The sequence below is a fragment of the Mesorhizobium sp. B1-1-5 genome, from assembly GCF_006443065.1.
Classification (GTDB): domain Bacteria; phylum Pseudomonadota; class Alphaproteobacteria; order Rhizobiales; family Rhizobiaceae; genus Mesorhizobium.
This window is the reverse complement of record NZ_VFWS01000001.1, coordinates 146,748-163,034: the sequence shown is the minus strand read 5'-3', so window position 1 is coordinate 163,034 and position 16,287 is coordinate 146,748. Positions and strand designations below refer to the sequence as shown.

Annotated in this window: 8 protein-coding genes; all 8 read right to left on the bottom strand. The window is 57.5% G+C overall.

What is annotated here, in order from left to right:
• Position 1: 1 nt before the first annotated feature.
• Complete coding sequence (gene qatB, locus FJ980_RS00825; protein WP_140541071.1) at positions 2–568, bottom strand: Qat anti-phage system associated protein QatB; 567 nt, start codon at positions 566–568, stop codon at positions 2–4.
• A 329-nt stretch (positions 569–897) separates the two neighbouring features.
• The gene (gene qatA, locus FJ980_RS00820; RefSeq protein WP_140541070.1) at positions 898–2,820 is read right to left on the bottom strand and encodes a Qat anti-phage system ATPase QatA; all 1,923 of its coding nucleotides are present in this window, start codon (positions 2,818–2,820) and stop codon (positions 898–900) included.
• Positions 2,817–3,107 (bottom strand): alpha-hydroxy-acid oxidizing protein, encoded by a 291-nt coding sequence (locus FJ980_RS00815; protein WP_140541069.1) that lies wholly within the window; start codon positions 3,105–3,107, stop codon positions 2,817–2,819. The genes qatA and FJ980_RS00815 overlap by 4 nt, the downstream gene beginning before the upstream one ends.
• A gap of 42 nt (positions 3,108–3,149) precedes the next feature.
• Positions 3,150–4,031 (bottom strand): DMT family transporter, encoded by an 882-nt coding sequence (locus tag FJ980_RS00810; RefSeq protein WP_246676263.1) that lies wholly within the window; start codon positions 4,029–4,031, stop codon positions 3,150–3,152.
• Positions 4,028–4,792: an aldo/keto reductase gene (locus tag FJ980_RS00805; protein ID WP_181181063.1), complete on the bottom strand. Its 765-nt coding sequence runs from the start codon at positions 4,790–4,792 to the stop codon at positions 4,028–4,030. The genes FJ980_RS00810 and FJ980_RS00805 overlap by 4 nt, the downstream gene beginning before the upstream one ends.
• 4 nt (positions 4,793–4,796) lie before the next feature.
• On the bottom strand, positions 4,797–5,411 hold the full coding sequence (locus FJ980_RS00800) for a hypothetical protein (protein WP_140541066.1): 615 nt from the start codon (positions 5,409–5,411) through the stop codon (positions 4,797–4,799).
• A 3-nt stretch (positions 5,412–5,414) separates the two neighbouring features.
• Positions 5,415–6,560 carry an FAD-dependent oxidoreductase gene (locus tag FJ980_RS00795; protein ID WP_140541065.1) on the bottom strand — a complete coding sequence of 382 codons (1,146 nt, stop codon included), beginning with the start codon at positions 6,558–6,560 and terminating at the stop codon, positions 5,415–5,417.
• 401 nt (positions 6,561–6,961) lie between these two features.
• Complete coding sequence (locus FJ980_RS00790) at positions 6,962–15,730, bottom strand: calcium-binding protein (protein ID WP_140541064.1); 8,769 nt, start codon at positions 15,728–15,730, stop codon at positions 6,962–6,964.
• Positions 15,731–16,287 lie beyond the last annotated feature (557 nt).

The window sequence follows — 16,287 nt, the reverse complement described above, 5'->3', positions numbered from 1 at the left end:
GTCACTCTCCGAAAGCTTCGAGAAGCGCGAAAGCACCCTCGTAGATCGCTGTCACAAAGCTATCGATCTGTGCCCGTGGAATGCTCGCCAACGCCCTGCCCGACGCGGTGAATACGTCATTGACCTTGCCCTGGATGTAGTCCCGAAGAGTGTTTTCCACACTACGCAGGGTGGCCGTGTCGCTCGACAGCTTGACGGCACCGCCGGCGAGTTCATTGAAAAGCTTCGCCGTGATCGATCGTGCAATTGTGCCAAGAAAAATCGCCTCCAATGCTGGTGGCGGTAAAGCGTCGAACGGTACGTCCCCGCTGGCTGCCAATTCTGCTGCAGTTTCGAGCATTGCCGAACGCGCAATCGCCTCGTCTATCGGACCTCCGTCAGGGCACAGGACATCTGTCAGGGCGGTCAGGACTTGGCTAGCGGGTGATCCGGCCAGACTTTCAAGGTTGAAGGGCCGTAGCGCTTCGGCCGCACCCTGAGTGCCCACGTCGTTTGCCAACTGACCCAGGCCGGAAGCCACCCTGCGTGAGGGGGCCATGACCTTCGCGGCGGCACCGGAGCCGCCCATGGCGCGCACGTATCGCGACGCACTCTTGCCGAGTCCCGATCGGGTACTGCCGCCACCCGACCCGGAAGCGGCTCGCGAGAAGGCTGAGCGAGCGGGACCGAGTGTCTCCGCCCCATCGATGGCCGGAAGTGGTGGTAGAGTGACTGCAGGCACGACTGGCTGCTGAGGAGCGGACCCAGGTTGGGCCGGGGCTCCAGGCGCGCCTGGTTGGTTGGGCACGGGTGTCGGCGTCGACGGTGGCGGAACCGGAGCCGGCGTCGGGGTCGGGCTGTCTACCCAGGTGGGTGTCAGCGCACGCTTCGACCCCTTGTTGCCTCCTGACGTCCCCATCAGTGCTTCGCCTTCAGGGGTGTATCGAGTTCCATCTTAGCGACGGCGCTCAAAGCTTTGTTACCAGAATCCCTCCACTTCTCGAGCAATCCCTTGAATGCTGCGGCTTGCGGTCCGGTAACGGAAGAACCCCAGCCGGTCGTTACCCAGCCGCCTATGTTTGCCGCGGGCAATCTATCCAGTAAGGCAATTAGTGGAGGCCGAAGTTCGGGTCTAGCGTTGCAGAGGGCTGCTAAACCGTCTGCAGCAATAGGGCGTTTGCTCAGGTCGTCCGCGGCATCAACTTTTGCAGCAAGAGCATGGAATATTCGCTCTGCGTCTACTGACGTGAGCGCTGACAACTCCGAAACAGCTATCGACTTGGCGCCGAGAGAGGAGGCCGAAAGTCTTTCGACCATCTCCTCCACTGGTCCTGCGGCGAGCACACTTGCTAGGGCGGCGCGCCGATCACGGCTCACAAAGAAATATGGTCGCAGGTCTATGCCGGCGAGAGGGAACCGAATACCGGCCCACCGCTTCGCCCATTCGATGTTCGGCCAGTCCTTGCCCAACGACTCGGCGGTATCGACTGGCTTCTTTTTGCCGCTTGATTTCGCAGTGTCCGGCGGAGTGCCGGATGCCAAGGCTTCGAGAGCAGCTACCGTCTTCGAGTGCCCGTTGGCGTCGAGCTCCAAAGCGATTGCGTCAAAAACCTCCGGGGCGAACCGCTCCGCCAGCATCAACTTTGCCAGCACGGTCTCTTTTATTTCATCGCGGAATTTGCGCTCGTCCGCGATCGCGAGCCGGAGCGTGAGCGTGTTGACGAACCGCTTAACCTGGCGCGGATTCCCACGAGCCCCCTCGGCCAGCATCGGCGTGATCTCGGCAGCTAGCTGTATCCCTGCTTCCAGTGGGGGTGGTATGGGATTAAGGGCCGTTGCGATCTTGGCCCGGTCAAAGCCTTTGTCGAGCCAAGGTCTCTGTAGGGCGTCACGGGCGATCGGCAGGACCTTGTTAAACTCATCCTCTTTCAGTCCCGACGACAAGGCTAGAAGGAGCGTAAGGAAAATGCGGGTTTCGACTGAACCGAGGGGCGGCATCCTGAAAGGGACTTGGATCAGCTTTTCCAGATAATTCCGCGCATAGCTCCCGGAACCTTGGGAGGCGGGCAAGTCCGGGAAATGGTTCCGCACGGCATATTCAATCATGCCCTCGTCGGCGGCCACCACAAACGCTGCACGCGGCACGAACAGAAACAGTCGTACTGCTTCTAGGGTTGCGATTGCGGTTGCTGGCAAACAGCGGTCGAGGTCGTCTATCAGAACCACCAGCCGATCGATATCCGCCGCTTCCAGAAGCTCCTCGAAGTCCTTTCGGAACTCATGCATGCGCTGCGGCGTAGTTTCCCCGCTTGAGGAACTGCTCTTCAGATGAGCCGATGCCCCGTCGAGCACCCTGTTTAGCATCTCCCCCGTAAGAACTTCTCCAGGGTTGGAGATTAGCTGCTTGGCAGCCGACGCCACTCCTTCCAAAAGGCCGCCGGCAGGGATACCTGTGAAAAGCGTCAGCGCTGCCCCACCGGCTGTCCGGGCGACTTTGAACCAGTCCACGTTTTTGAGAACGGCAGCCGCTTTCTCCTTAACCTTGGTCGTCAGCGTCCGCTTGGCCAGCAACTCCGAAACGATGGTTTCGATCAGAACGGCCTTGGCGTCGTCGTATCCTTCAAACGCCCAACCGTTGAATCGAACGCAGAGAGTGCGCTTGTCGCCTGCAAACGCCGCCTCGATCATCAGCAGGGCGCTTGATTTACCCGCACCCCAATCGCCGTGCAGACCGATGGTCAGCGGATCGCCTGATCTCGCCCTGATAAGTCCCGCCACCGTCTTCGCGATCGGATCATAATACAGGTAATCGACGGCCGTTTCGTTGTCGGCGACAATCATTCATCTCCCCCACTCTTTGAAATAAAGATACTCCGTTCACCAACCGACACAATACTTTCGCCTATTCGACTAACACATATGTTCAGTGGCTCTTCGCGTTGCCGCGAAGAGTGCTGACCGAGCTCGGCCGCCATCACCTTTAATTTGGGGCTGCCAGCGCGTGCCATTCGCAAAGCCCGAGTCGGGTGCGTGGCAAGACGCAAGATCTTCGCGAGCGTCAATTTGAACGGCAATGAGAAGCCGTTTCGGACGTCGCGCAGTCGGCGCCCCGCGACGGCGCTATCCACAAAGCAGACCCCCTATCCGTTGGCCCAATCTATTCAACGAAACTAGCGAGACATCACCATCATAATAGTCGACAACACAATAATTGCCACTACAAACGATTTGGCTGGAACGTTCTTCTCACCGATCAGCGCTGCCGATAGCAGAAAACCTACAACAAGGCTGGTACGCCGAAAGATCGACAGATAAGTGACGTTGGCAGCAGGGTCTTGGATTGCATAAAAGTAGACAAGTTCCGCGGCGACCCATGAGAGGCCAACGAGCGGGATATAGATATCCCAGCGAACTGATCGTCGCACAGGCCTGGTTCGTGTCGCCAACAATAGGACCGCCAATGACAGAATACATCTATCAATAGCTGAGTATGCTTGAACGGCGTAGGCCGGCGTGCCTAAGCTTTGCACGATGAACTTGTCATATACCGTGGTCATGGCCGATAGCACGGTTGCCCCCACCATCATTGCCACGGGTCTGCTGCTCAGAACTCGAATGCCTTCCTTTCTGCCGGCGATCGAGAGAATGTAATACGCCCCAACAGAACTGCCGACCGCAACCAGTTGAATTGGGGCCAGCATCTCTCCAAATACGATCGCCCCGGCTAGAAGAGTCCATAGCGGACCAGAGGCGCGAACGGCCCCCGAGAATGACATGGGCAGTTCACGGACAGAATAATAAGCCAAAAGCCAAGATGCGGTCATCGCAAGTGATTTGACCAGAATGAGCGATTGTTCTGCGACCGAGGTCTTGGCCAGATCAACGTACATTCCGACAGATTGCGCTACCGGGAGGAATGAGGGCAGCCATGCCAAGGCTCCAAAAAGCGCGGACCAAAAGACTACTGGCAGCACGCCATTGTCATGCATCGCCTTCTTAGTCCAGAAATCGTAAAATCCTAGGATGGTGCCGGCGGAGATTCCAAAAATCATCCACACTGGCGGCGCGCCTCGGCAAAGGCCGCCATGTTGGTGGCGAGGTGAATTGTCGAAGAAGTTCCGGTCAAAACGACTCCGGTGAAATCGGCACCAAGAACGAAACTGAAAGCGTCAATCAGAGATTGATGGCGGTTCTGCTGCAGCGCCAATTGCCCCATAGCAAATGGCCGATTTATGATCGCCTTCATGCCTTTCTGCCGCAACATCGTAAAGACATCGACGAAACCGGGTTGGATAGCGTTGTATGGAAATTGCAGCAAATCATAGTGACCTGACTGACACGCAAGCGCGGCAGTCTCCATGTCACTCACAGACGCACCGGTGATTTTGACTCCGAGTTTTCTAGCATGTTCGAAAGCCGACAGAACCGCGCTTGATGTCACATTGAAAGGGTTGGCTTTGTGCAACTGCAAGACATCGATACGAGACAGGCGATCTAGACTACGATTTATGCTGCGTAGCAGATCGTCTCTGGAATGACTGACCCAGCTAACGCCCAAGTCCGGATTCCAGTCTTCTCCCATCTTGGTCGCAATTGAAATATCGGCGAGCATATCCGGTTTTTCGGCGACAGCCTCACCGAAGACAATTTCGCTCTCCCCATAGGCTGGCGCGGTGTCAAAGAAGCGGATCCCGCTTGAATATGCCTCGTGAATGAGAAGGCGTCCGTTCTCACGGGTCGGCGGCGGCACTTTTGCAGTTCCCCACGTTCTCCCAATAGAAAGGAGCCCAAGTCCAAGTTCTACTAAACGCACGATCTCAGGCTTTCGGATGATAGAAGGATTGCGGCACCAAGTTGTCGAGGTGAAACGAACCGGAGCCGGTGATCACATGACCAGCGGGAATTGTAAGGTTCTTCGCTGTGCCAAAGCCTTTCAACAGACCGGCTCGCTTGTCCGGATCAGGCTCTCGAAAATCCCCACCCTCTTGGAGATGACAGCTGTCTACCGTGACGGCGCCAATGAGCTGGCTTCCCGAGCCGAGGCTTGTGGACCCAAACACCGCGGCTCCATTGATGTATCTGCCGTAATCGCCGATCGATATCGATGCGCCCTGGCGATTGGCTTTTGCGGTGAATCCACCCTCGCCAAACTGGTTTTGCGTCCCGACTCTGATTGCACCGCCCGAGGCTTCCAACAAGGTATTGGGATAGAATCTGTTGAAATCGCCAACCACGAGTTCCGCCCCTTCCTCGCAAAGCAAATAGACGCCGGGGAAGAAAACGTTCGAAGCGCCGATCACCGCGTGTTTTGATATTAACACCGAGCAGGGATCGAAGATGGTATTTCCTCGATCGGACAGACGAATAACTTCATCAATGGTGAGAAGATCTTGCCCGTATCGGGTTTGGTTTAGATAATCGATGAGGGACATCTTCTAGGCCACTTTGAGAGGCGCTTCTTCGCGAACGAATTCGTCACAAGGTCTCATCGAGATTGGAGAGTCGTCGAGATGATGATGTAGGTAGGACGTCAGCACGTCGGTCAGGTATGGCGCTTCAGTCATTTTACCAGGCAAGACGCAGATATGACCGGGCTTTGGTTCTCTTATAGCGATATTCAGTGAGCGCGCACTATCTGTATCACTAACCAAGTCAACCTTAGTGCAGGCGATATCGACGGCGTCTTCACCGATCCAATCGGGGAATATACGTCTGATTGCGTTGCGGAGATTCTGTGCCCGATCTGGTACAACATCATAGGACGGCGCGTGGCACAGCATGGCGTCTTCATTGAGACCCACGATGCTCATCTGGCCATGATGCATCATCGCGGCTTCGTGAGCATCAACATAGAAAACGCCGGCCGATGCCAACCGCTTGGTTACGACCAAATGGCTTTTCCAGTATCGGATCGGAAGTTCAATGTTGTGATATTCCTGGAAAGCGGACTTTGCACCAGTGCCAGCTGAATACACGAACTTCTGAGCCTCGACGGCGTTGATCCGCCCGTCCATGTCTTTGATAGTAGCAGCTTGGCCCTCAATCCGCAGAATCTCGGCGCCAACGAAGAAGTCACACCCTGCCTTTCGGGCCAGCGCATGTAGCTTCCGGTAAAGCAGACGTGTGTTGAGGCTGACGTCGTCTGCCTCGAAGACTGCTGCCGCATTGTCGAAGTTAGCGGCTGGAATTCGCGCCTTGGCCGCTGATAGCGAAATGGGTCGATAGCGTACTTCGGCTTCGTCCCAGCGGGACACCACCTCTGAAACACGGTCCTCGGCTCTGATCAACACCAGAGGTTTAACGTCGATATCCTCAAGCGCTTCCGGGCTGAAACGGCGAAGTTGCTCATGTCCGTAGATGCAACGGCTAGCCACCTGGAGCGCGGTTGCGCGATCTCTTATGGATGCCGCGTGGTAAGTGCCCCTATGAAGCCACCCCTCATTGCGTGTAGAGGGGCCTGATGCGAAAGTCGCGTGCTTCTCGATCAGAACGACACGCATTCCAATGTCGCTCAGCTTTTGGGCAGCCATGAGGCCGGTGATCCCACCGCCGACAAGGGCTACATCATACTTATGAATCAATCGTCGACTCCAAGATCACCGCCATTATTCATGGAAGAAAATAATGGATGCCTGTCGGCGAAGCAATGTCTTTTATGACACTTTTATGACGATTTCTTCAAAGACTTTTTGACTGCTCGGGTCAATACTTACTTACGTTAGAATCCTCTAATTGATTACCTTGCGCTTGGTCTATGTAATATTATTACGTATCATAATTATGAAAATACGATCAAAACAAAAGCTAAGGCGCATGTCCATTGCCGGCAAATAGGCGTGCTTGGACGATGGAATTATTAAATACCCATATCGAGCTGATTACAGTCAACGGTGGCGTCATTAACACTGGAGTGGGAGCGATGGCCATCTGCAGTTAGTAAAGCCGAGCCACCTCGGCCCGGCTTTACGCTGAACTTTTAATCTCAAGCCGCCATCCAAGTGTGCTGCATGGCTGCAGCGATCGTGCCAACATGGTTCGGATCACCGAGCCTCGGGTCGTTCGGCTGGATACCGGATCCGGTCGGCGCCGTCGCAGGGTCGAAACCCGCCATGGCGGCTACCAAAGTGGCTACATCGGATTGGTTCAGCACCTTGCCGTCACCCGATTTGATTGTCTCGACGACATTTCCCGGACCGGCGAACCAGTTGCTGACCGTCACCTTGTCTGTCGTGCCCAGAACTGAGATCACGAGATTGTTTCCCTGCTGAGCGAACCAGAGTTCGTTCGAGTCGATTCCCGTGCCGAAATTCAGTTCATCGTTGTCGGTAAAGGATCCGGATTCGACGATGGTGTCTGATCCGTCTCCGGCTCTGAAACGATACTGATCATTGCCGGTGCCGCCAATTAGCGTGTCGTTGCCGGCGCCGCCAGAAAGGATATCGTTGCCGGTATTGCCGTTCAGCGTTTCATTGCCGGCCAGGCCGAAGATGATGTCGGCATCAGTAGCGCCACTGACGGTGGCGCCTGGTGAGCTTGCGACTGCGAGATTGAGGGCACCGATGCCATCGAGGGCGAGTTTTTCAATCTTCGAGACTCCAACAGCCTGCTGATATATGCGAACAGTTTCGCCTGCCGGACCGCCGGCAATACTGATGATCAGGTCCTCGGAGCGGGGCCCAGCCCACGAAAATGATAGATCGTCCAGTCTGATCCCACCTTCAAGGGACAAGGTGTCGGTTCCTGTCGTAGCGATCAGTTTCAGGAGACTATTGGTGCTTGTTTGCCAATTATAACCGCCAACCCAAGTATCCCTGATGCCGCTCGCCGAAACCCCAATAGCTTGGGCGGCATTCAAATCGGCAGTAGCGGTCGTATAGACCATGCTGAAGTCGCCAACCCCGTCGCTCCCGTCGCCGCGTCGAAAGACAAACCTGTCGCTTCCGTCCCCGCCATCCATCCAGTCGTTGCCAAATCCGCCAACGAGAGTGTCGTCCCCCGCACCGCCAGCAATGACGTCATTGCCAGATGCGCCATAGATTACGTCGTTGCCAATGTTGCCATAGAGCGTTTCGTTTCCGGATAGGCCGAAGATGAGGTTTGAGCCTGCGCCGGCACTCACCGTTGCGCCAGCCGACGCGGCAACGTTGAGGTTCATCGTGCCGACGCCGTCAAGTGAGATCTTCTCGATCTTTGCGACAGCCGTTTTCTGCTGATCCATCCGGATGCTGTCGCCGGCTGGCCCACCAGCGATGGTAAGCTGCAGATTATCCGCACCCACGCCGATCCATGAGAAGGAAAGGTCATCCGCCGTGATGCCGCCTTCCAACGACAGCGTGTCGGAGCCGGTCCCATCGATCAGCTTCAGCAGGCTGTTGCTGCTAGTCTGCCAAAGATAGCCACCAATCCAGGTGTTGGTGTATCCCGTCGCGGAAACACCCAAGGCCTGGGCAGCGCTGATGTCGGCCGCCGCGGTCGTCACGACCATGCTGAAGTCTTCGATCGTATCGGCGCCATCCCCGCGCCGGAATGCGTACTTGTCGCTGCCGCCTTCGCCGTTCTCATAGTCATTGCCGGTGCCGCCGACCAAAGTGTCGTCACCCGTCCCGGCCGAAAGCACATCGTTTCCGGTCCCGCCATAGATAATGTCCACCCCGGTGTTGCCCCAGAGGGTTTCGTTTCCGGAAAGCCCGAAGATGATATTAGATCCCGTCCCAGCATTCACCGTTGCTCCGATGGCTCTCGAGACCACCAAGTTCATTGCGGCCATACCGTCGAGCTGAAGCTTGTCGATACGTGCACCGGCGATCGACTCCTGACCCAACGTTACGCTGTCACCTGTTGGCCCGCCGCCAATGGTGATAGTTAGATCGTCGCTATTCGGTCCCGTCCACGTAAACGACAGATCCTCCGCCTTGATTCCCCCTGTAAGTGTCAGGGTGTCGCTGCCAGCATCACCAAGCTTTAGCAACTGGTTGAAAACAGTGCTCCACATGTAGCCGCCAATCCACGTATCGACGATACCGGTGGCGGAAACGCCCAAGGCTTGAGCTGCCGCAGGATCACCTGAACCAGCTGCTCTGGTATTCTGGAAGTCGCCGATATAATCGCTGCCGTCGCCGCGTTGAAAGATGTAGTTGTCGTTACCATTGCCGCCTTCAAGATGATCGTTACCGGTACCGCCGCACAACGTGTCGCTGCCGGTGTTGCCCAGAATAAAGTCGTTGCCAGCGCCTCCGAAGAAGGTGTCGTTGCCGCCGTTTCCGGTGAGGGTGTTGTTTCCAGAATTGCCGGTTAGGATATTTGACGAGCCATTGCCTGAGCCATTGATGGCCGCCGTGCCCGTCAGCGTCAGGTTTTCAACATCGGAATCCGAGATCGTGTAGGTGATCGAACTCAGCACTGTGTCGGTGCCCTGACTGGCGGCCTCGCTCACCACATCCGAGACGTTATCGACAACATAAGTGTCATTGCCGGCGCCGCCGTTCATCGTGTCTGCGCCAATGCCGCCGTCAATGAAGTCGTCGCCAGCGCCGCCATTGATCGTGTCGTTGCCGGCACCGCCGTTGATCTGGTCGTCGCCTGAACTGCCGGTGATGGTATCGTTGGTCGTGCCGGGCGACATGAATTCGACGCCGACGCTGGTCGTCGTGCCTGTTCCCGTCGTAGCATTGGCGGTTATGACCGACGTGGATTGGCCGTCAGCGCTGACGTCCGTGGTAACTGTCTGGGTCACTACACCGCTTGAATTGTAGTCCGTGACGATCTTTTGGATGGAGCCGTCGATCCGGGTGACCGCCACTTCCTTGTGTTCGTAAGTGCCATTGTTGTCGGCGTCCTTGAGCAGCGTCGTGGTCATGCCGTCGGCGCTCACCGTCAGGATGCCTTTTCCTGTGACTGGGCCGTCCCAAAGCCGGCGACCTGTTATCTCCGTGACGACCGAGCCATCAATCTGCACATGGGCAACTGCCGTTACTTCGTAGTGGGTCAGATCTGGATTTTCCGAGCCGACCGGATTCGTGCCGGTGCCGCCGTAGTCATACCAATAGTTTGTCGTCAGCCCGTCAGCGCTGGTCTTAATGATGACATTGGCAGGGATCGCTGCTTGCCAGTAGATCGTACCCGGGATCAGATGCGATACATTTACGTTCCTGTTGTGTATACCCTCGACGGTAGATCCATCCGCCATGGTGATGATGCTGTCCATATTATCGAAGCCACCGCCGCTGGCGTCATAATCGATCCCAGTCCAACTGCTACGGCCGTCATCGCTCGTATATGTCGTTGTCTTATTGTAAAAAGTGTCAGACACACCCGTTCCGTCTCTGGTCTTGGTGTCCGTTACCCCATCTCCTAGATGCGCAACGTTGATCCGGCGAGTCTGGTCGATAGTTCCGTCGGCATTGAAATCCCATTGGGTTGTGGTCAAAAGCCCGTCGGCGCTCGTAGAAATCTTCGTAGTGCTCAGTTTGTGATTGGCGCCGCTGAAGTCGGTGATCAGTGTGGTCACCGAGCCGTCGACGACCTTGGTGGTGACTTCGGTCTGGTCAACCGTGCCGTCGCCATCGGCGTCCCGCGAAATCGAGATCAAGCGCCGATCACCGCTCGTCGTGGTGACCGTGCTGTCCAAGAGCACCCCGGCCGGTGTTGACCTCTTGACCGTTTCGACCACAGAGCCATCGGCCAATACTCTTGTGGCGTCAACAGTGACACGGTCTATCCCAACAACCCCGTCGATATCTTCTTGAGTGGTGACCGATCGGCCATTGCTTGACGTCGCTGTGATGAACTTCGACAGCTGCGAGCCATCCGCCTTGTAGTTGGTCACCGTTCTTGTGGTCGACCCATCAGCATTGATGGCCGTGATATCCGTAGAATCCTGGCTGAACGGATTGGTCCCAAACAGGTCCAAGCTCGTCGTCGTCGACAGGCCATTGGCGCTGGTCGTTGCCACGAAGCTGCTGGTCTGTGCCGCCCCGTCGAACTTGTTGACGGTGTGGACTTTTGATCCATCGGCGTTGAGGACCGTGACGTCCGTCTCCTTGCGGTCATAGGTTCCGTCGCCGTTGAGATCCCATTCCTTGGTGGTCGCAAGGCCGTCGCCGGCTGTCGTCGTCCTGGTCTGCTCGGTTAGGGTCGTTGACTCATAGGCTTTAATTGTTTGAACCGTCGAGCCATCGACTCCGATCGCCGTTTCCGTAGTCCGCTTGCTGGGCAGGTCCGGGAGATAGTCAACCGACGTCGCGCCATATATCGTCGTGCTGCTCAGCCCGTCCGCGCTGACAGTGGTCGTCTTGCTGGTGGACGAAGGGGACGTCGTAAAGGCGCCGGTTCCTAACGCATTGGCCGTCGTGTCGGGACCCGTCGTGGTCGTCGTTACGCTGCCATCGGCCGCCCTCACGGTCGTCGTCGTCAGATCGATGGCGCCATCGCCGTTGTAGTCCTGGGTAACTGTGGTGGTTAGCCGGTTGGCGCTGACCGTTGTGACGGTGCGGCTCTCCAGCGATCCGTCGGCTTTCTTGTAATCGACGGTCTCGGTGGTGCTGCCGTCCGCATTGAGGACGATGGTGTCGACCTTGGAGCGGCTGATGGTCGCGCCGACAGCCGCCCAGGTTGTCGTCTTCACAAGGCCATTGGCACTGGTAACGACAGTAGTCTTGTCCTTCACGGCGCCAGCGGCGTCGAGATCGGTAATGGTTTCGGTCTTGCTGCCATCGGCATTAAGCACAACAACATCGGTGGTCGACTGGTCGATCGTGCCGTTGCCGTCAAGATCGGTGGCAAGCGTGCTGGAGAGGCTGTTCGCGCTGAGGGTGCGTGTCGCCGACGACGTCAAAATGCCGGATGTATAGGTGCGATTGACCGCCGTGGTTGAGCCGTTGGCGTTGAGGACGGTTGAACTGGCTTCATCCGTCGTGCCATTGCCATCAACATCCCTGCTCGTCGTCAGCGTGTTGCCATCCCCGCTGGTGTCTGTTTGGAACCGGGCAATCTGTGCATTGTTGGCATTTTTGACGGTCACGGTGTCGGTCTTCGATCCGTCGGCGCCGAGCGTCGTGGTGGCGGTGCTGGTCCGGTCGATCGTGCCGTTTCCGTCGAGATCGACCTGAACTGTAGATGTCATGCCATTGGCGCTGGTGGTCGTGATGGTCTTGCCGATCAGAGCCCCCGTGCCGGTGAGTGCCGAGGCCGTCCTGACCGTTGAGCTATCGGCGTTGAGAACGGTGACGTCGCTCGACTTGTTCTCTACGATGCCATCCCCGTCGGCATCCATTTGGATATCGGCGGTCAGGCCATTCCCCGAGACCGTCGCAATCGCCTTCGACAGCAGCGTGCCGTTATTGGACGTGCTCGAGGTGGTGGTGGTGCGAGCGCCTGAGGCGGCGATTGTGGTTACGGCTTGCGTGATCGTGTCGTAGACGCCGTCGCCGTTCACGTCCTGCTTCAAGGTCGTGGTCAGGCCATCGGCGGAGTGTGTCGTCTCCGCCTTGGCATGCAGCACTCCGTTGATGTCGGTATCTGACACCGTCGTCGTAAGGCTGCCATCGGCATTCAGGATGTCGACCTGCGTCCGATCCGTCTTGCTATCGCCGTTGGCATCGATCTTGGTCGTAACCGTCTTTTGGTCGGCACCTGTCACGACTTCCGTCTTCGCCAGCATAGCACCGCTGTTGCTGGTGGTCGTCGAAGTTACCGTCTTGCTCCCGTCAGAGCCGAGAACGGTCGTGGTGACTGTCGTGCGGTCGACGGTACCGTCGGCGTTAATATCGTCCTTCTCGGTCTGGACGAGGCCATTGGCGCTCGTGGTGACGGAGGAGCTGCCGATCAGCGTGCCGTTGGCGCTCCTTGTCGTAACAGTTCGAGTGCGACTGTCATATGCGTCTATGGTCGTAACGTCCGTGATAACCACGTCGGCAACGGCATCGCAGTCGAGATCAGCCCTACTAGTTACCGACAGGCCGTTGGCAGATATCACATCCCATTTTTTGATGTTGCTGGATCCGTCGGGATTGAAAAAGAGTACTTTGGAAGTAGTGACTCCAGCGTCGTCGTCGACGATCGTCTTAATTGTATCCACGTGGCCATCGCCGTCCGCGTCAGCCGCTATCGAAATCGTTTTTTGGTCGGCACTGGTGTAGATGGTCGAGCTGGAAAGCAGCGAACCGTCACGGCTTTTCACCTGCAGCGTCTCGCTGGTGCTGCCGTTCGATCCGAGAAGCTTCACATCGGAGGACACGAGGTCGAAAAGCCCGTCGCCGTCAAGATCGGTCGATGTCGTCACCGTGTGTCCATCGGCACTGGCAAACGTGACTGTCTTGTCGATTAGCGCCCCCCCACCGTTCAATTCCGAGACGGTTCGGGTCCTCGATCCATCCGCGTTGAGGACGGTAACGTCGCTGGATTTACGTTCAACAACGCCATTGCCGTCGGCATCAGTCTGCAGATTGACGCTCAGCCCATTGGCCGACACAGCGGCGACCGCCCTCGACAGCAACGTGCCGTTGCCGGAGGTCGTCGAGCTGATCGTCGTGCGAGTGCCTGACGCCGCGATAGCGGTCACGGACTGGGTTGTGGTGTCATAGGCACCGTCACCATTGACGTCCTGTTTGACAGTCTTGGTCAGGCCATCGCTTGAGATACTTGTTTCGGTTTTGCCATGCAGCACACCGTTGCTGTCGGTGTCGGATACGGTGGAGACCTCGCTGCCATCCGCATTGAGGACATCGACGACAGTGCGATCGATCTTCGTGTCGCCGTTGGCATCGATCTTCGTGGTGGTCGTCTTGCGGTCGGCGCTGGTCTTAACCTCGGTTTTGGCCAATAAGGCGCCGCTGGCGCTGGTCGTCGAGGACGTCACCGTGCGGCTGCCATCGCCTCCAAGAACTGTGGCGGTGACATTCGTGCGTTCGATTGTTCCGTTGCCGTCGATGTCGTCCTTTTCGGTCTGCGTCAGGCTGTCGGCACTGGTCGTGATCGCGGAGCTGCCGACCAGCGTACCGTTGGCGCTCTTCGTCGTAACCGTGCGCGTACGGTTGCTGAAGGCATCCGTCGTTGTCACATCGGTGACGACGGTATCATAGGTGCCGTCGCCATCGATGTCGGTCTTGTGGGTCAAAGACAGGCCGTCAGCGGAGGTTTGGTCATAAGTCCGACCAACAAGGGAGCCGTCGGCATTGTACTGGCTGACGGTTGAAGTCGTCACGCCGGCACCGTCGACGACGATCGTCTTGGCCATGTCGACATGGCCATCCCCATTGACGTCGGTGGAGATCGAAATCGTCTTTCGGTCACCGCTGGTGTTGGTCACGCTGCTGGACAGCGGGGAGCCGTCACGGCTCTTGACCTGCTGCGTTTCGGCCAGACTACCACCGGCGCCAACCACGGTCACATCCGACGAGACGAGATCCGCCTGTCCGTCGCCGTTCGAATCCGTCGCAATCGTCTTGGACAGACTGTCGCTGCTTGTGGTGGCCACCGTCTTGCCGATCAGCACGTTAGTCGAGCTGTACGTAGAGACGGTTGTTACGGACGAACTGCCAGCGCCGTTGGTGATGGCTGTCACGTCACGGGTTTCATAGCTGCCATCACCGTCCACGTCGTGCGACACGGTGCGGGTGCGGCCATCGGCGCTGGTGACGGTCAGCTCGCGATCGATCAATGTGCCGCCGCTCGAAGTTTCGGCAACTGTTTTAGTGCGCGTGCCGTCACCGGCCACGACCGTCGTCTCGGTACTGGTCAGGTCGTAGGTGCCGGTTCCGGTCGAATCGCTCTGAACGACCTTGATCAGGCCATCCGCGGATGCCGTGGTGACGACCTTGCGCAGCAAGGTGCCGTTGACGCTGTTCTCAGACACCGTCGTCGTGGTGGAACCGTCGGCATTCTTGACGAAGACCTGCGTCTGATCGGTGGCGCCGTCGCCGTCCTGGTCGAGCGCCGTTGTCACCGTCGTTTTGTCGGCGCTGGTTGTCGTGGTGGTGCGCTCAGCCAATGAGCCATCGGTGTGAAAATCGGAGACGACGCGCTGGCGCACGCCCGCCGTGACTGTCCTCACATCGGTCTGCGAACGCTCGTAGGTACCGTTCCCGTCATCGTCGAACTGGGTGGTGGTCGACAGGCCGTCGGCGCTGACGGTGATGCGGTTATGGAAGGCCAGCGTGCCGTCCTTGTCGTAGCCGCCAAGCGTAGTGGTCGTCGAGCCGTCGCCATTGGTGACGGTGTTCGACTTGATGATGTAGCCGTTGGCGTCGGAGGCCAACACCGCATCACCGTCAGCGCCCGTGGTTCCATCGGTCTTGGTATAGGTCGCTGTACCGGTGATCGCCGAGCCATCAGCAAAATTCTGGCCGCTACCCGTCGCCGTCAATCCAATCGAGGCGACGCCGAGTGAAGCAAGTGATACCAACTGGCCATTGACCATGACCTTGAAGTCGGCCCAGCGGTCATCGCCCGCATCGAGCAAGCCGTTGTGATTAGTGTCGAACACGCTTTTCAGCGCATCGAGATCGCTGTCCGCCGTCTGGTCCCATTCGGTGAAGACGAATTCGCTCGAGCGGCTGATCTTGCCGTCGCCATCGGCATCGAGCACCAAAACGCCGTTACCGGCGCCGGCCCAGGCGGTGCGGTGCTGGTAACCGTCGCCATCGAGGTCGAGGAATTGCGATGAGGAGTCAAGCGTATTGATCGAAAGGCCATTGCCGTCCAGATCGAGAATGACAGGCTTACCGTTCCAGCCATTGTCTCGGTCGCCTGTCACACCGCTATCGTGTCCATAATGGTCACCGACAGTCGCAACCCCGTGGTAGCTCCCGCCAATTCCACTTGGACCAGAATTGTTAGTATGATCTGACTTACCTCCACCCGCGCCAAGAGTATTTTCAACCCTCATCTTCAGGTTCGGATCATTTATATTTAAATGCTGCTGCGCCGCATACGATAGAGCTTTCGCCCGAGCTGCAGCAGGCGACAATCCATCGGCCAACGCCTGCTGCGCAACCGCACCTACTTTGTCAATGGGGGCGGAGCGATCAGTGTAGCCCACGCCTGGCACGTAAATCAGTGCAGGAGCGAATATAGGCGGAGCCACTGCGCGGACTCGGGCTGCTGGAGCGGGACGGGGACGCGCAGTCGGCCGAGCTTTTACGGTGGCGGCAGGTACATATCCAACCGGGCTATAGATTTGCGTAACGGTTGGATCCCAAGATGGCATGGCGTCAAACTTAGGCGGTGCTGGCGAGATATCCGTGACCGGCAGCCCTCCGACAAAGCCGGGATCAGGAGAATAGTGTGTGGGTTTGCTTACATTATAAGAAG